Genomic DNA, 24364 nt, shown 5'->3' with positions numbered 1-24364 from the left:
AGTCAACCTTTCAACATTGCAGTCGGAGGATCTTGAACTTTGAAGTCGCTGCCGTCGGCGGCGAACAGCCGCACCCAGAATGGACTCGGCATCTTGGGAAGGTCGAACTGTCCCGTAGTCGTCGATCCCGACGAAAAGTCAAGGCGCAGAGGCACTGTGACGTCGTCGATTTCGACGCGCGTCGGCATGATCTTTCCCGCCCGCACTACCGCAACCAGCGACACCGGTCCGGAATGGGACTGCGACATCGCAGTGACTTCGACGGGCTTGCGCTTGCCGAATCGACTCCCCGGAATATGCAATTGGTAGCTGACGACCGGCGTCGGCACGTCCACCGGGATCGACACCGGAGCCGAAGTCCATTCGCGCCCGTTTCCGAACGCAATTGTCGCAACCTCCAGCGCCCGGATCGACCCCGCCGACGGCAACCGAACTCCGCCGCTCTGCCGGTACTCGGCCCGGGTAACTACCGTGACCTGCGCTCCACCCGCACCCTGCAACGTCAACCGACTCGCATAGTCGCCGTGCGGCCACACCCAGGACACAACCAGTTCGTCACCGAAGCGGTCTGCACGTGCATCTTTCGGAGATGGCGCAGATCCCGCGATGTGCGATGCGCCGATGACACCCCGGTGGCCGGAATCGACGGTGACGGCAACAAGGATTCGAATATCCGAAAAACCCGCGAACTCGAGAGTCGTGGATCCACCGGCGTTGCCGATGATTCCGCTGACCTTTCGGCCACCTATGCCGTCGAGAGCTTCGATATCCATCACCGTTCCGACCGGCGGAACCTTCTCGTCGACCGGCAACGCCCACAGCTCGACAGGGACACCGTCGACCCGGGCCCAAGCTGCGCGAAATCCCTCGCGCCCGTTCTTCAGGGTGGTCTCGTAGATCTGGAGATCTTGTACCGCAGCGATGGTCCCGCGCGGCGTCGCGTCGACCGAAATCTTGTTCGACAAGACTTTCGACCCGTCGGCCAGTACGTAAACTGCCTCCAGAACAATGCGATAGCGCTGCCCGGTCACCAACCCGGACAACGTCACGTGCGATGCCCCACCGGTATCAACCGGAACGCTGGTGCCCGCCGTGTCGATCACGGCGCATCGAACGCCGATGGCATCGGCCGGAACCCGCCACGATGCGGTGATCTCGGTCAGACCTGCCGTCGCCGTCAACTCGGTCGGGGGCGGTACCGCGACGATGCTCGCCGTGCCGGGAAGGGAATAGGCCGATTCGCGGAGCGCGAACACCGCATATTGGAGAGTGCGGCCAATCGGTGCGCCCTTGTCGACGTGTGACTGTACTTTGACAGTCGCGATACGAGTGCCGTCACCAGGATTCGCCGGCACATGTCCGTCACCTCGAACGACGGCAAAACTACAGCCGTCAGCACCCTCGAATCGCCAGGTCAGCTCGACATCCCCGGCTGCATTCAGCTTCGCTGTCACCGGAGTGGGCGTAGGCGGCGGGAGCTTACCGAGCAAGCCGACCAATCGCTCGTCCGTCGTGTCGACCCGGACCGCTTCGCGGAGCGCGACCTCGGCCGCACCGAAATCCTGCCGCACACGAGCATCTTCGTACGACGCAACCAGCACCTGCTTCTTGTGCTCCGCAGCTTCGACAACCGACGTGATACGGGCCAGTTCTGCAGCATCGTGCAGCTCAGGATTGCCTATCGCGTCGAGCATCCGGCGAGCATCAGCGAGGGCACCGCTGGCAACCAGATCGGCTACCTCGTCGAGACCCCGACCGGAATGGTTGTCCACCGAAAGATGGGCGACGATTCTAGCTGCCTCGACCCGATCCAAACCCGTTTCGGCGAGCCGCTCGACAACCGTCGCGGACGGCAACTTCTCACCGAGAATCGCTTTGGCTTGGTAGAGCGCTGCCGCAAAAACCATCTCGTGCAACGCTGTCGGATCGGCAAAGTCCGACCTCACCAGCGTCAGTACCTTCTGCGCGACCTGCATCGCGTCGGAGTCCTTGGCGGTCGTCGCTTTTCGCTGCGACGCATCGACCTGCGCCGAACCGACGCTTTTGCCACCGCCATAGCTGAATCCGTCGACGACTTTGACGTCCTGTGGCGAACTCGCCTCTCCAAGCAGGAGAACGTCGACCACGCTGCGGAACTCCGGATGCTTGAGCGCCTGCTGAACCACGTTGGGTACTGCGCCGGCCGGAGGCACGATCGCCGGCCGCACGGCAACACCATTCGCCTCCACCGCCTTGCACAGATCCGAAATATTCGCATCCGGCAACGACTGCGCGCGTTCGGCGAGCTCCTTCTCGGTGACAAGCTTGAGTGCCTGATGCTCCAGCGAAATAGCCTTGCCAAATTCCGTGATCCGCTTCGCGAGCGCCTCACTCTTTGCCGACCGAATCGCCGCCCAGAAGGCCGGATCACCAAGATCTCGGCCCTGCTCCTCCAGGACATCCAGCAGGCTGGACAGCAGCACCACGCCGCCGTCCGATGTGCGTTTGTTGAAAACACTCTGCCGCAGCACCGCCAAGTGCTGCCGAATATCCGACATCCCGGGCGTCACCGCAAACATTTCGGCGATGTCCACCACCCCGAGGGCCGTGAGGTCACCGGTCTCCCGAAGATCGCGGAGCGCGCGCGCCAATTCTCCCTTCTGCGCGCGGAGCCGCTTCTTCAGAACGTCGGCGATATAGGCGTTCTTGTCGAAAGTCATGACCGGGTCATCAGGCCTGACACGATTTCCTTCGCCAGCTCGACTTCCTTCTCCTCGAGCACCGAAATTCTCGCCTCGATCTCGAGTTCTTTACCGGACTGCGGTTCACGCGCGGAAAGCCGGATCAGTCCCTCGTTGTTCACATTCAGCACCAATTCGATAGTCGATCCCCTTGGCAACGGCGGAAGACCAGTGATATCGGCGTCCTTGAGCAAGGTATTGGCCTCGATCTCCTCGGATTCGACCTCGCCACCCTGCTCGAAGAGGGCCACATTCACCTGTGACTGATTGTCGACAACAGTGCCTGCCTGCAACACCTCGTCGACGATGGGGAGGGCGTCATTCGCGTGAACCATGAACCCGATGTACGGGGTTTGTGCAGCGTCTTGCTTGACGAACTTGACGCCGATACCGCGCGAGAGCACATTCTTGATGTTCAATGTCGAAGCGCCACCGAGGAAGTACTTCGGCTCGGCATTGACCGGCACATCGCCCACAGAATCTGAAGAGCCAGCTTCACCCGAAGCGTCGAACGGAACAGCACCGCTCAGCAGAGCCTGTCCGTAGATCGCAGCACCCTTGGCCACCGCAAGGTCGAACTCGGTCGGTACCGGATCCCAGCCCTTGGCCCGCAGAGCGCGATCGACCATCGGCATACGCGACGATCCACCAACCAGAATTACCCGGTCGATCTGAAGTCCCGGCTTGATCTGCTGAGCAGTGGCCACCGTCCGTTCGGCAATGTCGACCGTCTGGCTGATCAAATGCGCAGTCACTGCCTCGAAATCAGCGACCGTGATGACGATCTTCTCGTCGTAGTCTTCGAACCTGCAGCGGACCGTCGTCTCACTCCGCTTGGTCAGCGAGATCTTCTTGTCTTCGACGAGTTGCAAGAGTTCGGTCATGAAGTCCGGGTCCTCGGCAGGGTCAGCGTCCGTGATCCCGGCCTGCTCCACGAAACGCTTCACGACAAGCTGCGCAAGCTCACTGTCCCAGTCAGCGCCACCGAGCACCCGGTTTCCGTCAACAGCAACAACTTCCACATTGCCGGGCTCGGCAATCATGACCGTCGTATCAAAGGTTCCACCGCCGAGGTCGTACACCAGCAGTGTTTCTTTTTTCTCGCCACGTACACCCACCGACAGAGCGGCTGCGATCGGCTCTGCGATGATGCCCACAACCTCGAGCCCCGCAATTTCGCCGGCCTGCTTTGTCGCTTCCTTCTCTCGCACACCGAAATACGCGGGCACCGTGATGACGGCCTTGGCGATGTTCGTGGCACCCTCGGCGTTGGCCGCGTTCACCATCTCCTTGAGGATCAACGCCGACAACGACTCCGGCGTATACGTGGTCCCGAAGTACTCGAGTGGATGCGTCGTGCCGACGTGCCGCTTGATCAACGAGCAACCGTCGTCCGGGCTCGCGATAATCTCGGACTTGGCTTCCGCTCCGACGATCACATTGCCGCCCGGCTCGAAGAAGAGCACCGACGGCGTGGTGTCCGACCCGCTCGCGTTCTTCAGAACCTCGGCCTGGTCGAGGTCATTGATCTTGGCGACCGCCGAGTACGTGGTTCCCAGGTCGATACCGAAAACATCACCGGACACTAATTCACTCCTTCTGATTCTGCGAAAGGCTCGTTGTTTGGTGGCTGCATATCCTGCGGCACAGCAGAATTGGGATCGAAACGATAGACCTTGACCAAGGCAGGCAGGAAAACACGCTCGGCACCCACGTACGTGAATCCCTGTCGAACTACGCTGGCCACCTTGCGGTCCAAGCTCTGATCGCCGGTGACGGCGGTACCCCGTGCCGCATGTCGGGCAGCATCGAACTCGTCATCTACCTGTGTATCAAGTGACTCGATATCCAACATGCCGAGCCCTTCTTCGACCTCGTCCGCGAAATAGCCGAAGTCCTTCTGCGACTTCAGATCACCACGGTCCGCAGCTCGTTGCGCAGCTGAGACAGCTTCGGTGTACAGCACAGCGAGCCGGTTGATCACCGGCTTCAGCAGCGTTCGCACCTGGTCACTTTGCAGATCCTCGATCTTGGACTGCATCCGCCGAATAATCGACTCGTACTGTTCAGAGCGAGCATGGAACATTTCGAGTTGGGCTCCCATGGCGCCCAACTTTTCACCGATCTCGCCTAAATCAAAGAATCCCACGGTGGAGTTGTCAACGTCTCGAGAGTCGACGTCGACAAGTTTCGGTTCCTCGTCCGCAGTTCTGTTTCGCGAATCCTCCTCGTTTCCCGAAACCCCACTGACTAGCGGTTCCTCACTCACGTCGCCGTTTGCCTTTCGTTTGGTGTACCAACCAACAGTTAGTTACTCGTCAGAGAATTTCGCGCACGTATACGAGTGGCGCGGCGGGGGCAGGCGCGACAGCCGAAGCAAAATCGAAATGAGAGTTGTCTCAGTAAGAAGCAGCCAAACGGAACGTTTGAATACTCGACTATCGCCTCTACCCATACCTTATTTTTCGCAGATCTCAATTAGCAATCAATATCCCCATCAGAACCGTCTCACCTTCGGATACATCCAAACATTTCGCCCCCAGGCCAGAATAGAGCCGGTTCGAGCATATTAAACCATGTCCACTTTGTCTGTCGTTCGAATGAAGGACACCACGCAAACCGCGCTGTCATTCAAACGGATGACAAGTCGAACAAGAATATCGTTCAGCTATTCTTACGTGCTTAGTCGACGCGTCTCTGAGCCGAAACCACCGATACTGGATTATGTATGGCGTTCCCTAGCGCCCACGACTGTCGATCGCAGCCAGATCCTCGCCTGGCAAGTACAGATGCGTGGCCGCGTAATTGTGGCAATCCGACCGACCCAGTTACGGGCGTGCTCGATCGGGAGGTCCCGGCGAAAGTCGTTGGCGTCGTACTGTTCACGGTAGGCGACCGCGCCGCTTACGAAGCTCGAATATCCGGTTTGTAAGACCCAAACCTTGCCGGCGCACACGAATTCGATTGCTTCGACCACGCAGCGACGAGGATGAGCATCGAGGCAAGCACACCATGCGCGTGTTCACCAGCACCGGAGTCGCGGGCACAGACGCTTCTACAGGCAGCGCTCGACGGCTTCGCCATCGTTCTAGCCACCTAGGCTAGTTCCAAGGGCGCGGACCCAGTCGAACGCGTACGCCAACCTTTCAAAACATTCGGCGCCAAGAAGCGATAGAAGTTGGCCAAGTGTTCAAGGAACCGAGTGGGAGGCATCTTCCATGCCTCAGCTAAACACAAAGGCCGCAGACCCGTGAGGATCCGCGACCTTTGTTTGGTGGGCGAAGGGGGACTTGAACCCCCACGTCCCGAAGGACACTGGCACCTGAAGCCAGCGCGTCTGCCATTCCGCCACTCGCCCGAGCAACGCCGAAACATTATCACGACAAACTTTGAAAGTTCTATTCGTGCAGCTCAGGGCACGAATCGATGAACACCGAGCACCCGAAAGCCCAGAACCGATACCATGCTGAAACAGCGGCCAGGTACTGCCGAAGCGTCATTTGACAGTACCGTGGAACCTGTACAGCAGTTTGGACGACACGCGACAAGGCGGTGCCGGCGCTACTTGCCGAGCATTTTGCTGTCGTAGATGCGAGGCGAGAGGAGGGCCCGATGGGCATCGTGCAGCGTTTCGAACGAAAGCTCCAAGGAGCTGTCGGCGACGCATTCGCGCGGGTCTTCGGTGGTGGCGTTGTGCCGCAGGAAGTAGAGGCGGCGCTCCAGCAGGAGGCACGTGACCGCGTCGAGCACCTCGGCGGCGGAATCCTTCTCGCCCCCAACAACTACGTGATCACCATCAACAACTCCGATCACGAAGAGCTGGCAGCTGATCGCGAACTGACGACCAAAGCTTTCAGCCGACACCTGCAGGATTTCATCCGCGATCAGGGTTGGCAGACGTACGGCGACATCTCGGTCACTTTCGAGCCTTCGCCTACGCTCCACACCGGTCAGTTCCGCACCCGCGGAACCGTCGACCCGGATGGTGACGCCGAGCAGGCATCGCCGCCGTCGCATGTTCCGCAGGTTTCGTCGCGGCCTCCACAACGGCCGCCTCAGCGACCCGCACCGATTGTTCCCCCTGTTTCCAATCCAGTCCCGTCACAACCAGGAGCCGGCCCCATGACGCAGAACTCAGGCTACGAACCAAGCCGCGAACCGGCGGGTCGCCAGCCCGAACCGCAGCAGCCGGCACGGAACGGGTACTCCCACGACGACGGCGGTTATGCCGCTCCGCAGGGCCAGGAAGCGCCGTACCAGAACGGTTACGACCGCGGCGACGGTTACCGCACGGGCGACGACCAGCAGGGCTACAACCAGCAGCAGGGTGGCTACGACCAGCAGGCGTACCCGAACCAGCAGCAGCCGTACGAGCAGGCCGGTTACGACCAGCAGGGCTATGACCAGCAGGGCGGCGGCTACGACCAGCAGGGTTACCAGCAGCAGCCGTACGACCAGCAGGGCTACGGCCAGCAGGCGTACCAGGGTGGGTACGACCAGCAGGGTTACCAGCAGGGTGGCTACGACCAGCAGGGTTACCAGCAGCCCTACAACGGCCAGTCCTACGATCAGCCGGGCTACGACCAGCAGAGCTACCAGCAGGGCGGCTACGACCAGCAGGCGTACACACAGCAGCCGTACGAGCAGGCCGGCTACGAGCAGGGCGGCAACTTCGAGCAGACGCAGGCCTACCCGCAGCAGGGCTATGCCCAGCCGCAGGGCGGTTACGCACCGACGGCCCAGAGCCTGACGGCAACCTTGCAGCTCGAAGACGGCAGCGGACGCCACTTCCAGCTTCGCGACGGCAGCAATGTCATCGGCCGCGGCCAGGAAGCTCAGTTCCGCCTCCCGGACACCGGCGTCTCACGTCGCCACATCGACATCCGTTGGGACGGCCGCACCGCGATGCTGTCCGATTTGGGATCCACGAACGGCACCACCGTCAACGGAGCACCGGTCCAGGACTGGCAGCTGGCAGACGGCGACATCATTCGCGCAGGTCACTCGGAGATTCTGGTTCGCATTCTCTGAGCTGAGAAACGGACGCCAGGATTTTTCCGATAACAATCGAACATTCGGCGGTCCGTCGGCGCGCCGCCGTCACGCGGCTGTCAGTATCGTGATCTTCGGGGCCCAGAGCCCCCTATGATGCTGCCAGTCGACAATGCTCGAACCCCGCTGCGGCGGGGCTCGAGCCATAGAAGGAGGTGGACAGCCGTGCAGGGCCTGATTCTGCAACTCACACGGGCGGGCTTCCTGCTCCTACTGTGGCTGTTCGTCTGGGCAGTCCTCCGCACTCTCCGCTCCGACATCTATGCCGGCTCCGGGGTCAGGGTTCCGCCGCGGTACACCCGTGCCGGAAAGGTCCTGCCCTCGCTGGGCAAGGCGAAGGTGCCTCGGTACCTGGTGGTCACGCAGGGCGCCCTCGCCGGTACCCGCATCACCCTGGGTTCTCAGCCCGTCATGATCGGCCGCGCCGATGATTCGACGCTCGTTCTCACCGACGATTACGCGTCGACGCGCCATGCGAGGCTCTCGCAGCGCGGCGCTGACTGGTACGTCGAGGATCTCGGTTCGACCAACGGCACCTATCTGGACCGCGCCAAGGTCACCACTGCGGTGCGCGTCCCGCTGGGCACCCCGGTTCGCGTCGGCAAGACGGTAATCGAGCTACGCCCGTGACCCTTGTTCTCCGCTACGCGGCGCGCAGCGACCGCGGTCTCGTGCGCTCCAACAACGAAGATTCCGTGTACGCCGGTGCACGCCTGTTGGCTTTGGCCGACGGCATGGGCGGACACGCGGCCGGTGAGGTCGCGTCGCAGTTGATGATTGCCGCCCTGGCGCATCTCGACGACGACGAGCCCGGCGAGGATCTGCTCGGCAAGCTCGAGGCAGCCACCCGCGAGGGCAACGATTCCATCGCCGATCACGTTGAGGAAGAGCCCGAACTCGACGGCATGGGCACCACGCTCACCGCGATCCTCTTCTCCGGTAGCAAGCTCGGTCTCGTGCACATCGGCGACTCGCGCGCCTACCTGCTGCGCGACGATCACCTGACGCAGATCACCCGCGACGACACGTTCGTTCAGTCGCTGGTCGACGAGGGCAGGATCACCGCCGAACAGGCACACACGCACCCGCAGCGATCCCTGATCATGCGGGCGTTGACCGGCAACGAGATCGAGCCGACGCTCACCGTGCGCGAAGCTCGCGCCGGGGATCGTTACCTGCTCTGCTCCGACGGCCTCTCCGACGTGGTCAGCGACGAGACCATCGAGAACACGATGCGCGAGGGCTCGCAGGAGCAGTGCGCCGACCGTCTCATCGAATTGGCGCTGCGCAGCGGCGGTCCCGACAACGTCACCGTCGTCGTCGCCGATGTCATCGACCTCGACTACGGCCAGTCGCATCCCATCGTCGCGGGCGCCGCGTCGACGGAAGAGGAAGAGGACGCCCCTCCCCCCAACACCGCTGCCGGCCGCGCCGCTGCCATGCGTCCGCCGCGCGCGACGCCCAAGCGAGTTGTCTCCCAACCCGAACCGGAACCGAAGAAGAAGCGGAACCGGTTGTGGTGGGTGGTCCTCGCCGTGGTGCTGATCGCGCTGGTCGGCGTCGGCGCCGTGATCGGCCGCGCCGTCATCCGCAACAACTACTACGTCGGCGAAGACAACGGCCGCGTGACGGTGCTGCGCGGAATCCCCGGTTCGGTGCTCGGCTACTCGCTGCAAGACGCGGATCTGGTGGGTTGCGTCGGCGACGACGACGTCCTGACCCTCGTCTCCCCCGACGCGATTCCCAGCAACTGCAACATCCTCGAAGTGACGGATCTGCAGCCGTCGGCGCAGGAGCAGGTGCGCGCCGGGTTGCCGTCCGGCAAGCGTGAGGATGCGCAGAGCCAGATGATCCGTCTCATCGGCGGCGATCTGCTGCCTCGTTGTGAGCCGATTCCGACGACGACGGCCACGCCCACTCCCCCGCCGGCACCAGAGACCACGCCGACCCCCGCACCGCCCGCGGAGCCGGCCACGCCGACGACGGCGGCACCCACGACTACGCCGACGCCGACCGAAGTTCCCGGTCAGACTTGCAGGACGGTCAACTGATGTCGTCCAACGCAGCTGCGGGGACGGCTTTTCCGAGTCCGCCCGGAGGTTTTGCCCCGGCGCCGGTCCAGTCGACCCGCCGAAACGTGGAGCTGCTGCTCCTGGGCTTTGCCGTCATCATCACGACGGTCTCGCTTCTGCTCGTCGAGGCGAGCCAGGAACAGAAGATCACTCTCGATCTGGCCAAGTACGCGCTCGCGTACACGGGCTTGTTCCTGATCGCGCACTTGGCAATTCGGCGGTATGCGCCGTACGCCGATCCGCTGTTGCTGCCGATCGTCGCCCTGCTCAACGGCCTTGGGTTGGTGCTCATCCACCGACTCGACCTCGCCGACGAACAAACAGCGCTCTACAACGGCGTCGAGGCACCGTCTCCGGATGCGAACCAGCAGGTCATGTGGACTGCATTGGCGATCACCGGTTTCGTGTTGCTGCTCGTGTTCTTGAAGGACTACCGCCTGATGGCGCGGTTCAGCTACACGCTCGGCCTCGCAGGTCTGGTGTTCCTGGCGATTCCTGCGATCCTGCCGGCGAAGTTCTCGAGCGTGAACGGCGCGAAGATCTGGATTCGCCTGCCCGGATTCAGCATTCAGCCAGGTGAGTTCGCGAAGATCCTGCTCATCATCTTCTTCGCGTCGGTGCTCGTCGCGAAGCGCGACCTGTTCACCTCGGCCGGTAAACACTTCCTGGGCATGGACTTTCCGCGTGCCCGCGACCTCGGGCCGATCCTGCTCGCCTGGATCGTCTCGGTGGGCGTTCTCGTCTTCGAAACAGACCTCGGTACGTCGTTGCTGCTCTTCAGCACCGTGCTGGTGATGCTCTACATCGCGACCGAGCGTGTGGGCTGGCTGGTGATCGGCGGCGGACTGCTCGCCATCGGATTCTTCTTCGCCTACAAGATGTTCGGACACGTGCGCGTGCGCGTCGACACCTGGCTGGACCCGCTCGGCGACTACGCCAATACCGGGTATCAGATCTCGCAATCGCTGTTCGGCCTGGCCACCGGCGGTATCGCCGGAACAGGTCTGGGCAGTGGTCGACCCAACCAGGTGCCGTTCGCGAAGACGGACTTCATCATCGCGACCATCGGCGAAGAGCTCGGCTTGATCGGCCTGGCCGCTGTGCTGATGCTGTTCTTGCTTCTCATCGTCCGCGGCCTGCGTACGGCGTTGGCAGTGCGCGACAGCTTCGGCAAACTGCTCGCCGCCGGTCTGTCGTTCACCATCGCGATCCAGATCTTCGTCGTCGTCGGCGGCGTCACCAAGCTGATCCCGCTGACGGGTCTGACTACACCGTTCATGTCGTACGGCGGCTCGTCGCTGCTCGCGAATTACCTACTGCTGGCCATCCTCGTCCGGATCTCGGACGCGGCTCGTGCGCCGGTAGTGACGAAGAAGAAAGGTCCGCCCCCAATCGCTGACGCCAATACCGAGATGATGCCGCGCGTATGAACACTCCACTGCGCCGCGTCGCGATGGCCGTCATGGTGATGGTTGTCGCGCTCCTCGCCAACGCCACGTACGTACAGGTCATCAAAGCTGACGACCTGCGAGCCGACCCGCGCAACTCGCGGGTGCTGCTCGACGAGTACTCACGCCAGCGAGGTCAGATCTCGGCTTCCGGTCAGGTGCTTGCCGCCTCCCGCGCCACCGACGACCGGTACAAGTACCTGCGCGAGTATCCGAATCCGTACCCGTACGCACCGGTCACGGGCTTCTACTCGATGCAGTACGGCAGCGCCGGCCTCGAGCGCACCGAGGATCCGATTCTCAACGGCTCGGACAACCGGTTGTTCAGTCAGCGCTTCTTCGACCTGGTGTCCGGACGCGATCCGCGCGGCGGCAACGTCGTCACGACGCTCAATCCGGCCATGCAGCAGGTGGCGTACGACCAGCTGACCAGCAAGGGTTACACCGGTTCCGTCGTCGCCATCGAGCCGAGCACCGGACGCATCCTGACGATGGTCAGCACCCCGAGCTACGACCCGAATCTGCTTGCCAGCCACGACGGCGCCGAAACCACCAAGGCGTGGGACGAGCTCAATGCCGATCCCAACGATCCGTTGGTCAACCGCGCTATCTCGCAGACCTACCCGCCCGGTTCGACGTTCAAGGTGCTCACCACGGCTGCAGCTCTTGGCAACGGTGCGACGCCGGACGACCAGCTGACCGCGGCGCCGCAGATCACGCTGCCCGGCACCAGCACGACCCTCGAGAACTACAACGGCAGCACGTGCGGCCCCAACCCGACGGCGTCGTTGCGCGACGCTTTCGCGCGCTCGTGCAACACCGCTTTCGTCGAACTGGGCATCAAGGACGGCGCCGACGCCATCAAGGACGAGGCCAGCGCTTTCGGCATCGGGCCCAACACTCCCGCGATCCCGCTGCCGGTCGCAGACAGCACCGTCGGCGACATCTCCGACGACGCGGCCCTCGGCCAGACCAGCATCGGCCAGCGCGACGTCGCGGTGACCCCGCTCGAGAACGCAGTGATCGCCGCTACCGTCGCCAACGGTGGTGTGCGGATGCAGCCCAACCTGATCTCCCAGTTGCAGGCACCCGATCTGACCGATCTCAGTACGCCGTCACCGGTGTCGATGGGTCAGGCGATCTCGCCGGCAGTTGCGGCCACGCTGACCGATCTGATGATCGGCTCGGAGAACTTCACCGGCGGCGACGGCAAGATCCCCGGCGTTCAGATCGCGTCCAAGACCGGTACCGCCGAGCACGGCGTGAATCCGCGGGAAACTCCGCCGCACGCCTGGTACATCGCTTTTGCACCGGCGCAGAATCCGACGGTCGCCGTGGCCGTCATCGTCGAGAACGGTGGTGACCGCGGACTTGCCGCTACCGGTGGCTCGGTTGCTGCGCCGATCGGTCGTGCAGTCATCGCAGCCGGAATCCAAGGGGGCTGAACCGTGGCGTTGAACAACGGCGCTTTGATCGCCGATCGTTACCGATTGATCCGTCTCATCGCCACCGGTGGGATGGGTCAGGTGTGGGAAGCCACCGACTCCCGGCTCAACCGTCGCGTCGCCGTCAAGGTACTCAAGTCCGAGTTCTCTTCCGATCCGGAGTTCTTGGAGCGCTTCCGCTTCGAGGCCCGCACCACCGCGCAGCTCAACCATCCCGGTATCGCCGGAATCTACGACTACGGCGAGACCCGTGACAGCTCGGGTGATTCCACGGCGTACCTGGTGATGGAACTCGTCAACGGTGAACCGCTCAACGCCGTCCTGGCACGCGTCGGCCGCCTGGCGGTTCCGCATGCCCTCGACATGCTCGAGCAGACCGGCCGCGCCCTGCAGGTCGCACACGACGCCGGTGTCGTGCACCGCGACGTGAAGCCGGGCAATATCCTCATCACGCCTACTGGCCAGGTGAAGATCACGGACTTCGGCATCGCCAAGGCCGTCGAGAACTCTCCTGTCACGCGCACGGGAATGGTGATGGGCACCGCCCAGTACATCGCGCCCGAGCAGGCCCTCGGTCAGGACGCGACCGCGGCGAGCGACGTGTACTCGCTGGGAATCGTCGGATACGAAGCACTTTCGGGTCGACGCCCGTTCACCGGTGACGGCGCGCTGACCGTCGCGATGAAGCACGTGCAGGAAACCCCGGCGCCGATGCCGGCCGACCTGCCGCCGAACATCCGCGAGCTCATCGACATCACGTTGACCAAGGATCCGGCCGGCCGCTACGCCAGTGGCGGCGAGTTCGCCGACGCCGTTGCAGCCGTTCGGGCAGGAAGGCGTCCACCGCCGCCCGGTCTGCTCGCCACCGGTGCCGCGAGCGCGTTGCCGGCAACGGGTGCCACGCAGGTCATGCCGCCGACGTACGCGGGCCCGGTGACGGGCGCAGCTGCAACGGACGACGCGGCAGCCGGCGGAATGACCAGTGGGCAGAAGGCCGTGGCATGGGCCGGCGGCGGATTGATCTTGTTGGCGTTGATCATCGGCGGAGTCTGGATCGCGACCGACGGTCCGAGCGACCCGACGCCGCCCGTCGTCACGTCCACGACGTTGCCGACCACGACGACGACCAAGCCCACCACCACGACGACTCGGCCGACGACGACCACCACCGAGCCGACCACCACGACGACTCGGCCGACGACAACGACCACCGAGCCGACAACCACCACGACAACTCCGACCACGACAACAACAACTCCGACGACCACAACCACCACCACGACGACAACGACGACCACAACGACCACTGAGCCGTTGGCGGATCCCGGAGACGCTGAAGAACCGCTAGGACAAGACCAATGACGACACCCCGCAATCTCTCCTCCCGCTACGAGCTGGGTGAGATTCTCGGCTTCGGCGGAATGTCCGAGGTTCACCTGGCGCGCGACCTCCGACTCAGCCGCGACGTCGCGATCAAGGTGCTGCGTGCAGACCTCGCGCGCGATCCCACGTTCTACTTGCGGTTCCGTCGTGAGGCGCAGAACGCTGCCGCGCTGAACCATCCGGCGATCGTGGCCGTCTACGACACCGGTGAAGCCGAGACCGACGCCGGGCCGCTGCCGTACATCGTCATGGAGTACGTCGACGGCGACACGTTGCGTGACATCGTGCGCAGCACCGGGCCGATGACTCCGCGCAAGGCGATGGAAGTGATCGCGGACGTGTGCGCCGCTTTGGACTTCAGCCACCGCAACGGCATCGTGCACCGCGACGTCAAGCCCGCCAACATCATGATCAACCGTGCCGGCGCCGTGAAGGTGATGGACTTCGGTATCGCCCGTGCCATTTCCGACGCGTCGAGCCCGATGACGCAGACGGCCGCCGTGATCGGCACCGCTCAGTACCTCTCGCCGGAGCAGGCGCGAGGTGAGCAGGTGGACGCACGTTCGGACGTCTACTCGCTCGGTTGTGTGCTGTTCGAGATTCTGACGGGCGAGCCGCCGTTCAAAGGTGATTCACCGGTCGCCGTGGCGTACCAGCATGTTCGTGAGGATCCGCAGACGCCGTCGGAGATCAATCCCGACATTCCGCGCGAGCTGGATTCGATCATTCTCAAGGCGATGAGCAAGAACCCGGCCAACCGCTACCAGAGCGCCGGCGACATGCGCAGCGACTTGGTACGCGTTCTGGGCGGTCAGCGTCCGAGTGCGCCGATGGTGATGAACGACGAGGACCGCACCACCATCCTCGGCGCCGTCGGCTCCGACACCGGGAACTACCGCACTGCTCCTGATCCGGTCGAGCCGGTTCCTGCACGGACAACTCGCGCTGCCGAGCCGCCTGCCAAGAAGAAGGGCGGACGCTACGCCCTGATGGGCATCGCGGCGCTTCTGGTGATCGGTCTGGTGACGTTCTTCCTCATTCGGGTGAACTCGCCGAAGGTCGAGATGGTGACCGTTCCGGGTGACCTGACCAACCAGCCCGCCGACGTCGCCGAGGCGACGCTGACCAACGCCGGATTCCAGGTGGAGCGTCAGCAGAAGACGGACAAGGTGATCGCCGCCGGAAACGTCATCACGACGCGTCCGGTTGCCGGGGTGCGTATCGAGAAGGGCAGCACCGTCACCATCGACGTGTCCACCGGACCCGAGCAGGTCGCGATCCCACGCCTGACCGGGCTGAGCCAGGACGACGCGGAGAAGAAGCTCAACTCCGTCGGACTCCGACTTGATCCGACCATCGGCAAGGCGGCATCGACCGTCGCCGAGGTCGACAAGATCGTCAATCAGGATCCTGCCGTCGGAGTGTCGGTTGTTCTCGATTCCGCGGTCTCGATCACCGTCGGCACCGGACCGGAGCAGGTTCGTGTCCCGGACGTCACCGGTCAGCGTGAAGAGGTGGCGAGGCCCAACATCGAAGGTGCCGGGTTCGTCGTCCAGATCACGGAGATCGATTCGGGACTGCCGAAGGGACAGGTTGTTTCGACCGACCCGACCGGCGGTACGTCGGCCACCAAGGGTTCGACCGTGACGCTACGAGTGTCCAACGGCAACCAGGTCGCGATGCCTGATCTGACCAACAAGACGGTGTCGGAGGCGTTGAGCACGCTTCGCGCAGCCGGTTGGGCCGGAACCGCTTCGCAGCTGGTGCAGAACCAGAGCACGACGCTCACCCCGGAAATGGTGGGCAAGATCGTCTCGCAGACGCAGCCTCCGGGCTCGGAGATCTCCAAGGACGCGGTCATCACCGTCAGCGTCGGAGCGCTCGGAATCCCCGGCCGCTAGCAAAGTGAAAAAGTGCCTCCCGGAGATTTCCGGGAGGCACTTTTTTGTGGACAGGTGTCAGAGAATTGCGGGCAATGCGCCGCCGAGCGCCGACGCGACCTCGGCCTCGAGAGCTGCGACGAGTCCTTCCGGAGGCGCCTCACCGCAGACTGCGAGCCAGTTCGCGAGCATCCGGTGTCCACCCTGAGTGAGGACGGACTCCGGGTGGAACTGGACGCCGTGAATCGGCAGTTCGCGGTGACGCATCGCCATCACGACGCCGCTCTCGGTGTGGGCGGTCACCTCGAGTTCCTCGGGAATGGTGTCCTCGAGAACCGTCAGCGAGTGGTAGCGGGTAGCGGTGAACGGATCGGGCAGTCCGGCCAGGACGCCGACGTCCTTATGGTGAACCAGACTCGTCTTGCCGTGAAGCAGTTCGGGCGCGCGGTCGACGGTTCCGCCGAAAGCCGCACCGATCGCCTGGTGTCCGAGGCAGACGCCGAGCAGCGGAGTCTTGGTGTCGGCGCAGACCTTCACCAGATCCATCGTCGCTCCCGCGCGCTGCGGAGTTCCGGGGCCCGGGCTCAGGAGAATGCCGTCGAACTGCGCTACTGCACCTTCGAGGTCTGCCGTCAGTTGTGGATCGTCGTTGCGCCAGACCACGGCTTCGGTTCCGAGCTGGCCGAGGTACTGCACCAGGTTGAACACAAAGCTGTCGTAGTTGTCGACGACGAGAATCCTCATGAGAGCAGGGTAAACGCCCGTGCTATCCGCCGGTATAGGCGGGGACCGTGATCTGCGACGGCGTTGCCTGCGTGTACCCGAGGCCGAAGCGGGTCGCGTACTGCTTGTAGATCCGAATGCCCGGTTCGGCAGCGAGTGCCGCCTCGAGGCGCGCGACGTCGCCGATGGCACTCATCACGTAGGGCGGACTGTAGGTGCGACCGTGCAGAAGAAGAGTGTTTCCGATGCACCGCGGCGCCGACGTACTGATGATCCGTTGGTCCTGCATGCCCACCGCTTCGGCACCGCCCGCCCACAGTGCGTTCAGGACGCTCTGAACGTCCTGCTGATGCACGACGAGGTCGTCCGGGGTGGCGTCGACCGGATACTTGCCGTCGGCGTTGCGCGGAGCGTCCGTCATCGTGACGACAACACCCGGGCCGGTCATCTCCGTCAGTCCCGCGTCGGCGGAGATGTTCTTGATGTCACCGAGCGCGGCGGCCACTCCGGCGTCGGACCGAGCGGCGTCTTGCTGCAGCGAATCGAGCTGGGCGGCAAGTTCGTCCCGGTCGGCCGAGACTTTTTCGGCATTGGCCTGGGCGCTGCGAACCAGATCGGAGAGCCTGGTGCTTTCGGTGACCTGGAGCTGGTTCTCCTCGGCGGATCGTTGCGCCGTGGCGACCATCAGACCGGCTACCAGGCAGACGGCAAGTACACCGATGTGCCAGACGGTTCGTGAAGATTCACCCGAAGACACGTGGCTCCTCCCGGATTGTGCAGGTCGGCCGGTGACCAACTGGACACAGCTACGTTAGCGTGTAGGTAACACATGCAGGTCACACCGTAGAGCGAGGACGTCATGCCCAAGTCGAAGGTCCGTAAGAAGAACGACTACACAGTCAACCCGGCAAACCGCACTCCGGTGAAGGTGAAGATGGGTCCGTCGAGCACGTTGTACGTCTCGGTGATGCTCGGATTCATGCTTGTCGGCCTGGCATGGCTGATTGTGTACTACTTGGCCGCGGATTCGATCACGTGGATGAACGACTTGGGAAACTATAACTTCCTCGTCGGCTTCGGTTTCATGGTTGTCGGCCTTGTCATGACCATGAGATGGCGCTGAACAGCGAGTATCTGATTCGACCCGGATCGTGACCGTCATTCAATTACATGGGTGTCATTCATCCCCATTGTGGATAACTCCTGTGGACAACCTAGGAAGTTATCCACATGCTCGAGGATGAATTTCATCCACAGCCTCGTGACAACGTCACGGAGGTGATCTCGTGGGCCACTCCGATGGGTGTTGTCTACGCGATGTTCGGCGGCGGAATTGCCCTCGCGATCGCCTCGATAATCGCGCCCACGGAGCCGGCCGGCCGCTTCCTGCTCGCCCTCGCGGTGATCGGGCTGTTCGTGATGGGCGGACTCGCCCTGCGTCAGCGTCCCCGCCTGGCTGTGATCGAAGACGGGGGAACCAAGTCGATCGCGGTGCAGCGACTGCGCGCCCGGCACGAGTTCACTCACGAACAGATCGACCGCGTGCGGCTTGTCCGCTACCCGCGTCTGGGTCGACGCGTCCCGATGCTCGAGATCGACATCGTCGACCGTCCCACCGACACGGAGAAGCTGTTGATCTTCGGACGCTGGGATCTCGGTACGACGCCGGAGGACGTCCTGGACGTGCTCGCCGTTCACGGCTTGGTGCCGCCCGAGAAGTAGGCGCGGGTTTACATGGCCAGTGCCGCGAGGTCCGGCTGCACGATGTCTAGAGCCTGCTGCGGCACCGCGACGGCGTCGCTCGACCATCCCCAGATCGAGTACAGCTCACGGCCGGGGTCGGTGTATCCGTCGCGGCCGTGAAGCACCCGGTAGTTGTCGATGCAGATCATCTCGCCTGCTTCGGCGCGGAACATCGGCCCGCTGTCTCGCACGTAAATCACGGCCTCACTCCACTGCTTCACCAGCGGCCACTGCGCTACTTCCGATTCACCGGCGATCGGCGCGAGGTACGGGTGATAGCGAACCTGGTTGCGTCCACTCGGCACCGTCCTGGCGATCGGCGCAAATGTGTTCTGCGGGAAGTTCGGTTCCGAATGGTCGATGTCTGTGCTCCAACAGAATTCGGCCAATTCAGCGGTTGCGGGATCGAAGGCGAGCAACCGCGTCAGTTTGAGCGCATCGATGAGAAACGAGTCGCCGCCACTCGGATACGCCGGACGCTTGCACCACAGAAACAGATAGTCGGGCGCGTAGTCACCGAACGCAAAACCGTCGTTGTGGGCAGTCATCCGCTCGCCGGAGATACCGAACGAGCGCTTGCGGCCGCGTTCGTCCACCGGTTGCGTGTCGACGACAGCGGCTTCGGCATCCTGACTCTTGGCACTCGCCTCGAACTGGCGGCCGACGCGAATGCACTTCTCACCGAGCAACTTCGACGCGAAGGCAATGGCATCTTCCTCGGTGTGCAGGCCACCGAAGACCGCGGCGCCGTCGAGAGCGATTGCCGCCCGGACGGCCTCGACCGTCTCCACGCGCCGCGGAACAACACTTGCCAGCGTCAAATCGGAAGAGAACATTCATGACTCCATACGTCGAGTTGGCCAAACGGTTCAACTCGAGCGTAGGAACTCGTCATTTCGACGGCGTAACTCCGGAAACCGATTCGGTTACGGAGCCAGCCTTTCAGATCACCTTGCCCGGGTTCATGATTCCGTGAGGGTCGAGTGCGCCCTTGATTGCATGATGCATCGCGACGACGGCCGGTGACAGTTCCTGTGCCAGGCCACCCATCTTCAGTAGGCCGACGCCGTGCTCACCGGTGACGGTTCCGCCCAACTCGAGGGCGTTGTCGATGATCTCGGCAAAAGCGGCCTGAGCGCGCCTCCGCGCCGCTTCGTCGTCGTGTGGCGTGATCAGCAGCGGGTGCAGGTTGCCGTCACCCGCGTGCGCGATGTTCGCGATGTGCGTGTCGTGCCGGGCCGAAATGGCCTCGATCCGTGCCAACATCTCCGGGACCGCCGCCTTTGGGACGCAAATGTCCTCGGTGAGCACCGGGCCGAGCCGCTCGAGGGCGGGGTACGCCAGACGCCGGGCGGAGAACAGGGCGTCGGCTTCCTCCTGGTCGGTGGATCTCGCGCTCCAGGTAGCCCTGGAACGGTTGAAACAGGCCAACATTCGCTCGGCTTCGGCGTCGCCGATCTCGCCCGGTGTGTCGATTCGGCCGAGCAGGACCACCTCGGCGTCAGCCGAGAGGCCCATGTTCTTCCAGGCGTCGACGGCAAGGAGACACTGCCGATCGATCAGCTCGAGGGCCGACGGCGTGAGCCCGTCTGCGGCGACGGCCTCGACGGCCTTGCCCGCAGCAACGATGGAGTCGAAGTATCCGACGATGGTGCGTTCGGGATCGCGCTGAGGACGAAGCTTGACGGTCACCTCGGTGATCACCCCGAGAGTGCCTTCGGAGCCGACCATGAGTGCCGAGAGATCAAACCCAGCCACTCCCTTGGCAGTTCGACGCCCGAGCCGAACCAGCTCACCGGTTCCCGTAACCACCTGCATGCCCAGCACGTAGTCCTTGGTGACGCCGTACTTGACGCAGCACAGGCCGCCGGCATTGGTCGCGACGTTGCCGCCGATCGTCGACCAGGGTGCGCTCGCCGGATCGGGTGGATACCAGAGGCCGTGCTCGGCGCAGGCGTCGCGGAGGTGATCGTTGACCACTCCGGGTTCGACCACGGCCAAACGCTCGAGGGTGTTGATCTCCTTGATGGCGTTCATCGCGTCGAAGGCGATCACGACGCCGCCGGCGACTGCGTTGGCTCCACCCGACAGACCGGTGCCGGCGCCGCGCGTGACGACGGGCGCACCGTGGGCGATGCACGCCTGCACAACTGTCTGTACCTGCTCGGCTGTGCGCGGACGGACCACCGCGACCGGCATCTCGTAGGGAGCCCACTCGGCGTCGTCGTGGATGTAGCTCGCCATGATGTCGGGGTCGGTGATCAGTCGATCCGCATCGATTTGCGAGCCGAGCGCCTCGAGGAGTGTCATGTCTCCACGATAGTGACGGCCGCTACACCACCCCATGTAGATTTACTCCGAGAAACCGGAAACTGTATGGACATTTTCTCCATACTCATCATTGGTCTGACGAGTTGGTCTGACAAGGGAGCGCGGATGCACGAGAACTGGCTACAGCTTCTCCTGGCCGAGGCATCCACCGAGGAACTGATCGAACACCGCGATCAGTTGGCCGCTGGGTCAGGCCCCGAAGTCGCCGCCGAAATCGAGCGAGAAGCCCGATCGGCACTTCAACTACGAAGTCTCCTGGCTCAGCGCCGACAGCGCGCCACCGAACTCGGGGCACTCAACGACATCGCGTCGCTGCTGACCACGATGCACGATCACCACGCCCTCCTGCAGGAGATCGTGGATCAGGCCAAACGACTACTCGGCGTGGACCTTTCGTACCTTGCTCTCATTCACGACGACATCTTGATCATCGAAGTCACGAGCGGTGCGTACACCTCCCAACTGCTCGGCCTCACGGTTCCGTTCCGCGAAGGTCTGATCGGTCGCGTAGTCGAGAACTCTTCTCCCGCTTGGTCTTCCGACTATCGAAACGACCCCTCGTTTGCACACATCGGGCCCGCCGACGACGCAGCGCGAGCGGAGAACATGCGCGGCCTGTTGGCCGTGCCGCTGACCTTGAACGGCAAGATCCTGGGTGCGCTGTGCGCGTGCAAACGTCAGGAGCGCCGATTCGGCAACGAGGAAGTTGCGTTGCTGTCCGCCCTCGCAGCTCATGCCTCGGTGGCGATCGAGAATGCCCGCTCTCTCGAACGCTATCGCGCGACGGTTGCAGAAGTGAATGCAGCGAACACCGAACTTGCTAAGCGCACAGCACTTCTCGAACAGACACTGACTTGGGATCGTTCGCTCACACAAGTTGTCCTGCGCGGCGGTGGAGTCCGTGAACTCGTGGAGGAAACCTCGGCGTCGACGGGTTCGCCGGTGTTCTTCGTGACCGGAACATCCGAGATTCCACCGGGACTGCAACGGGTGAGCGAGAGCGTGCATCGGGTCTTCGACATCTTTGCCGCCGACCGACGCGAGCAGGAGGTGACGCTGATCGTCGGTGAGCAGTTCCTGTTCGCCACCGAAGTACGCAGTGCCGGTGACCAACTCGGAGTTCTGTTCCTACTCTCGCGCCAGGAACCCACCGCCGCCATGAGATTGGCACTCGAAAGGTCAGCTCCCGCCATTGCGCTGGCACTGGTCGGCGAACGGGCGGCCAGGGAAGCTACCCGTCGGGCACGCGACGCATTTCTGGTCGATCTGATCACCAGGCCTGCGCCGACGCCAGCCGAGGTCACCGGTCAGTTCCGCCTGGCCGGGCTCAATCCTGACCGCTCGTACACCGTCGTGGTGGCCCGCCCGGCCGACGCCGTCGACCGTACGCGTCGCAGTATCGAGGAAATTGCATTCCCGTCAGGAACCGTTGTTGCCGAACATGGTTCACGAGTCATCACACTGATTCCCGGAATGTCACCGGCAGCAGTTGCGGCGGCGTGGGTGCAGCCGGCGGAGAACCCGACCGTCGGAATCGCCGATCCGGCGGTGGGAGCGGAAGGTCTGGCGCGAGCGTATGTCGAGGCGCAGCACACCGTCGACGTCCTCGAGACTCTCGGGCGGGCCTCCCACGTGGAACCGGCAAGTTCACTCGGCATCTACCGAATTCTCCTCAGCCGCACCGGCCGCGAAGAACTGGAAGCCCTGACAGAGCGTTCCCTCGGTCCTCTCCTCGAGGAGGAGCAACGACGCGGCGTTCCGCTATTGGACACCCTCGCGTCGTACCTGTCACACAATTGCAAGCACTCCGCGACCGCCGCCGCGCTCGCGATTCACGCCAACACTCTGTACCAACGGCTCGAGTCGATCGACAGGTTGATCGGTACACAGTGGCGTCAGCCGGACCAGGCGCTCGATCTTGCGCTCCTGATCCGGCTGCGTGCCAGTGCCGGGAAACTCGGTCAGATCTGAGCGGGCTTGCTCGATCGCTTTGCCAGTGCCACCACAAGGATTGCGGCACAGAGCATCACGGCGCCCACCACCCACAGTCCTGCCTTGGCATTTCCGGTCACATCGGTGAGCCAGCCGGTGATGTACGGAGCACCGAAGCCCGACGCGTTGCCGATCGAGTTGATCATGGCGATGCCCGCGGCCGCGCTGGCACCCGTCAGGAACGTGGTGGGAAGGTACCAGAATACGGGGAGTGCACACAGCACGCCGACGGCGGTGAGCGAGACCGCGATCATGACGGTGAACGGTGAATCCAGGTACAGCGCAATCGGAATTGATACCGCGCCCAGGAGCGTCGGGGCTGCAACGTGCCACATTCGTTCACCGGTCTTGTCGGAATGGCGGCTCCACAGCACCATCGCGACAGCGCCGATCGCGTAGGGGACGGCCACGATCAGGCCTGTCTCGACGAGCGAGAAATCGGTGTCGAACGTCTGCTTGAATCCCGCGACGATGCTGGGCAGGAAGAAGCTCAAAGCGTAAAGGCCGTACGTGATTCCGAAGTAGACCAGACCGAAACCGATGACGCGGGGATCGCGCAGGGTCTTGCCGGCGGACTGGTGACCGGCGTCGCCGAGTTCTTTCTCCTCGTCGGCCATGGACTTCATCAGCCAGGTGCGCTCCTCGAGGGTCAACCACTTTGCGTCGGCGGGACGATCGGTGAGGTAGAACCAGACGACAAACGCCAAGATCACGGCGGGCAGACCCTCGATCAGGTACATCACGCGCCATCCGGCGAGGCCGAACAGTCCGTCGCCGTACTGGATGATGGCCGCCGAAAGCGGGGCACCGAGCGCCGACGAGAGCGGAAGCGTCAGCAGGAACAGACCCATCAGGCGCACGCGGTACTTCTTCGGGAACCAGAAGGTCAGGTAGAGAAGAACTCCGGGGAAGAAGCCGGCCTCGGCGATGCCCAGCAGTATGCGGAGGAAATAGAGGCTGCCGACATTCGGCACGAATGCCAGCGCAGCGGCGAGGATGCCCCAGGTGAGCATGATCCGCGCGATCCACAGCCGAGCGCCGAAGCGGTGCAGGGCCAGGTTGCTCGGCACCTCGAACAGCAGATAGCCGACGAAGAAGAGACCGGATGCGAGCCCGAACATCGTCTCGGTCATACCGAGGTCGGCGCTCATGGTGAGCTTGGCGAAAGCGATGTTCGTACGATCCAGATAGTTCACGAAATAGAGCAGGATCAGGAAGGGAATCAGCCGGCGCGCTACCTTCTTCACCACGCGAGATTCGATCTCGCTCGGCGCAACCCCACCGTCAGTGGTGGTGCTATCGGTGGAGGTCATGGCAGGGGTACTCCTCGGAAAAGGTCAGCGTTGCTATCTACGAAGTGACTCAAGCCACAGTAGAAGCACGACCGAGCCCAACCTATGTGGACAATCTCTACAGAAGCCGTCTCTGCATGTGCGATTGCTCCCAAAGATCCGGCAGATGATCCCGGGCAGCCCGACGAACGTCCCTGAACAGTCGAAGGCGACAAACCCGTCTGAGCTGGGGGTTTAGAGCTACGAGCACCGAGTCACTGGCTAGTGTTGTCGGCGAAACAGC

18 protein-coding genes and 1 tRNA gene are annotated in these 24364 nt (G+C 63.2%); 10 read left to right on the top strand and 9 right to left on the bottom strand.

Annotated features, from left to right (window positions below):
* Positions 1 to 2 precede the first annotated feature (2 nt).
* The 4 genes from AC1Q61_RS20025 to AC1Q61_RS20010 form a co-directional block, all read right to left on the bottom strand.
* Positions 3 to 2699, bottom strand: coding sequence for a fibronectin type III domain-containing protein (locus tag AC1Q61_RS20025; RefSeq protein WP_042920717.1), 2697 nt, complete (start codon positions 2697 to 2699; stop codon positions 3 to 5).
* Positions 2696 to 4306, bottom strand: a complete 1611-nt coding sequence (locus AC1Q61_RS20020; RefSeq protein ID WP_215515542.1) for an Hsp70 family protein — start codon at positions 4304 to 4306, stop codon at positions 2696 to 2698. The genes AC1Q61_RS20025 and AC1Q61_RS20020 overlap by 4 nt, the downstream gene beginning before the upstream one ends.
* Complete coding sequence (gene grpE / locus AC1Q61_RS20015) at positions 4306 to 4869, bottom strand: nucleotide exchange factor GrpE (protein WP_198531527.1); 564 nt, start codon at positions 4867 to 4869, stop codon at positions 4306 to 4308. Before grpE ends, AC1Q61_RS20020 begins: the two co-directional genes overlap by 1 nt.
* Positions 4870 to 5992: 1123 nt before the next feature.
* A tRNA-Leu gene (locus tag AC1Q61_RS20010) sits at positions 5993 to 6078 on the bottom strand.
* Between the two features lie 254 nt (positions 6079 to 6332).
* On the opposite strand from AC1Q61_RS20010, the gene AC1Q61_RS20005 reads away from it, so the two are divergent.
* The 7 genes from AC1Q61_RS20005 to pknB all read left to right on the top strand — a co-directional run bounded on the left by AC1Q61_RS20005 (position 6333) and on the right by pknB (position 16021).
* The gene (locus tag AC1Q61_RS20005; protein ID WP_020905627.1) at positions 6333 to 7751 is read left to right on the top strand and encodes an FHA domain-containing protein; all 1419 of its coding nucleotides are present in this window, start codon (positions 6333 to 6335) and stop codon (positions 7749 to 7751) included.
* A 186-nt stretch (positions 7752 to 7937) separates the two neighbouring features.
* On the top strand, positions 7938 to 8402 hold the full coding sequence (locus tag AC1Q61_RS20000; RefSeq protein WP_003943418.1) for an FHA domain-containing protein FhaB/FipA: 465 nt from the start codon (positions 7938 to 7940) through the stop codon (positions 8400 to 8402).
* A complete protein-coding gene (locus AC1Q61_RS19995) occupies positions 8399 to 9823 on the top strand; it encodes a PP2C family protein-serine/threonine phosphatase (RefSeq protein ID WP_492651039.1) in 1425 nt (474 codons plus the stop codon). Before AC1Q61_RS20000 ends, AC1Q61_RS19995 begins: the two co-directional genes overlap by 4 nt.
* Positions 9823 to 11274, top strand: coding sequence for an FtsW/RodA/SpoVE family cell cycle protein (locus AC1Q61_RS19990; RefSeq protein WP_003943414.1), 1452 nt, complete (start codon positions 9823 to 9825; stop codon positions 11272 to 11274). The genes AC1Q61_RS19995 and AC1Q61_RS19990 overlap by 1 nt, the downstream gene beginning before the upstream one ends.
* Positions 11271 to 12737 carry a peptidoglycan D,D-transpeptidase FtsI family protein gene (locus AC1Q61_RS19985; RefSeq protein ID WP_007735774.1) on the top strand — a complete coding sequence of 489 codons (1467 nt, stop codon included), beginning with the start codon at positions 11271 to 11273 and terminating at the stop codon, positions 12735 to 12737. The genes AC1Q61_RS19990 and AC1Q61_RS19985 overlap by 4 nt, the downstream gene beginning before the upstream one ends.
* A gap of 3 nt (positions 12738 to 12740) precedes the next feature.
* Positions 12741 to 14099, top strand: coding sequence for a protein kinase domain-containing protein (locus tag AC1Q61_RS19980; RefSeq protein WP_283551461.1), 1359 nt, complete (start codon positions 12741 to 12743; stop codon positions 14097 to 14099).
* Positions 14096 to 16021 (top strand): Stk1 family PASTA domain-containing Ser/Thr kinase, encoded by a 1926-nt coding sequence (gene pknB / locus AC1Q61_RS19975; protein WP_404650083.1) that lies wholly within the window; start codon positions 14096 to 14098, stop codon positions 16019 to 16021. The genes AC1Q61_RS19980 and pknB overlap by 4 nt, the downstream gene beginning before the upstream one ends.
* 57 nt (positions 16022 to 16078) lie before the next feature.
* Here pknB and AC1Q61_RS19970 read toward each other — a convergent pair whose 3' ends face one another.
* Complete coding sequence (locus tag AC1Q61_RS19970) at positions 16079 to 16744, bottom strand: aminodeoxychorismate/anthranilate synthase component II (RefSeq protein WP_003942537.1); 666 nt, start codon at positions 16742 to 16744, stop codon at positions 16079 to 16081.
* 22 nt (positions 16745 to 16766) lie between these two features.
* On the bottom strand, positions 16767 to 17480 hold the full coding sequence (locus tag AC1Q61_RS19965; RefSeq protein ID WP_003942461.1) for a DUF881 domain-containing protein: 714 nt from the start codon (positions 17478 to 17480) through the stop codon (positions 16767 to 16769).
* 102 nt (positions 17481 to 17582) lie between these two features.
* Here AC1Q61_RS19965 and crgA point away from each other — a divergent pair, with 102 nt between their 5' ends.
* Together crgA and AC1Q61_RS19955 are read left to right on the top strand one after the other, a co-directional pair.
* Entirely contained in the window at positions 17583 to 17846 is a 264-nt protein-coding gene (crgA, locus tag AC1Q61_RS19960; protein WP_003942576.1) for a cell division protein CrgA, read from the top strand.
* Between the two features lie 107 nt (positions 17847 to 17953).
* Complete coding sequence (locus AC1Q61_RS19955; protein WP_051649510.1) at positions 17954 to 18445, top strand: PH domain-containing protein; 492 nt, start codon at positions 17954 to 17956, stop codon at positions 18443 to 18445.
* Positions 18446 to 18453: 8 nt separating this feature from the next.
* Here AC1Q61_RS19955 and AC1Q61_RS19950 read toward each other — a convergent pair whose 3' ends face one another.
* Together AC1Q61_RS19950 and AC1Q61_RS19945 are read right to left on the bottom strand one after the other, a co-directional pair.
* Positions 18454 to 19302 carry a TauD/TfdA family dioxygenase gene (locus tag AC1Q61_RS19950; protein ID WP_042920736.1) on the bottom strand — a complete coding sequence of 283 codons (849 nt, stop codon included), beginning with the start codon at positions 19300 to 19302 and terminating at the stop codon, positions 18454 to 18456.
* 106 nt (positions 19303 to 19408) lie between these two features.
* Positions 19409 to 20776 carry an FAD-binding oxidoreductase gene (locus AC1Q61_RS19945; RefSeq protein WP_252194697.1) on the bottom strand — a complete coding sequence of 456 codons (1368 nt, stop codon included), beginning with the start codon at positions 20774 to 20776 and terminating at the stop codon, positions 19409 to 19411.
* Between the two features lie 126 nt (positions 20777 to 20902).
* On the opposite strand from AC1Q61_RS19945, the gene AC1Q61_RS19940 reads away from it, so the two are divergent.
* On the top strand, positions 20903 to 22768 hold the full coding sequence (locus AC1Q61_RS19940) for a helix-turn-helix domain-containing protein (RefSeq protein WP_050656770.1): 1866 nt from the start codon (positions 20903 to 20905) through the stop codon (positions 22766 to 22768).
* Here the strand turns inward: AC1Q61_RS19940 and AC1Q61_RS19935 are convergent.
* A complete protein-coding gene (locus AC1Q61_RS19935) occupies positions 22759 to 24102 on the bottom strand; it encodes an MFS transporter (protein ID WP_042920739.1) in 1344 nt (447 codons plus the stop codon). The genes AC1Q61_RS19940 and AC1Q61_RS19935 overlap by 10 nt on opposite strands.
* Positions 24103 to 24364 lie beyond the last annotated feature (262 nt).

It is taken from the genome of Rhodococcus sp. MPR-R1B (assembly GCF_058793255.1).
The sequence above is the reverse complement of the archived record's forward strand: the minus strand, read 5'-3'. Positions and strand labels throughout refer to the sequence as shown.

Bases quoted from the DNA above. Each gene is read 5' to 3' on its own strand.
- crgA (WP_003942576.1), top strand. From the start codon at position 17,583: ATGCCCAAGTCGAAGGTCCGTAAGAAGAACGACTACACAGTCAACCCG.
- AC1Q61_RS19990 (WP_003943414.1), top strand. From the start codon at position 9,823: ATGTCGTCCAACGCAGCTGCGGGGACGGCTTTTCCGAGTCCGCCCGGA.
- AC1Q61_RS20005 (WP_020905627.1), top strand. From the start codon at position 6,333: ATGGGCATCGTGCAGCGTTTCGAACGAAAGCTCCAAGGAGCTGTCGGC.
- pknB (WP_404650083.1), top strand. From the start codon at position 14,096: ATGACGACACCCCGCAATCTCTCCTCCCGCTACGAGCTGGGTGAGATT.
- AC1Q61_RS19935 (WP_042920739.1), bottom strand. From the start codon at position 24,102: ATGACCTCCACCGATAGCACCACCACTGACGGTGGGGTTGCGCCGAGC.
- AC1Q61_RS19940 (WP_050656770.1), top strand. From the start codon at position 20,903: ATGCACGAGAACTGGCTACAGCTTCTCCTGGCCGAGGCATCCACCGAG.
- AC1Q61_RS20025 (WP_042920717.1), bottom strand. From the start codon at position 2,699: ATGACTTTCGACAAGAACGCCTATATCGCCGACGTTCTGAAGAAGCGG.
- AC1Q61_RS19985 (WP_007735774.1), top strand. From the start codon at position 11,271: ATGAACACTCCACTGCGCCGCGTCGCGATGGCCGTCATGGTGATGGTT.
- AC1Q61_RS19955 (WP_051649510.1), top strand. From the start codon at position 17,954: ATGCTCGAGGATGAATTTCATCCACAGCCTCGTGACAACGTCACGGAG.
- AC1Q61_RS19970 (WP_003942537.1), bottom strand. From the start codon at position 16,744: ATGAGGATTCTCGTCGTCGACAACTACGACAGCTTTGTGTTCAACCTG.
- AC1Q61_RS19950 (WP_042920736.1), bottom strand. From the start codon at position 19,302: ATGTTCTCTTCCGATTTGACGCTGGCAAGTGTTGTTCCGCGGCGCGTG.
- AC1Q61_RS19945 (WP_252194697.1), bottom strand. From the start codon at position 20,776: ATGACACTCCTCGAGGCGCTCGGCTCGCAAATCGATGCGGATCGACTG.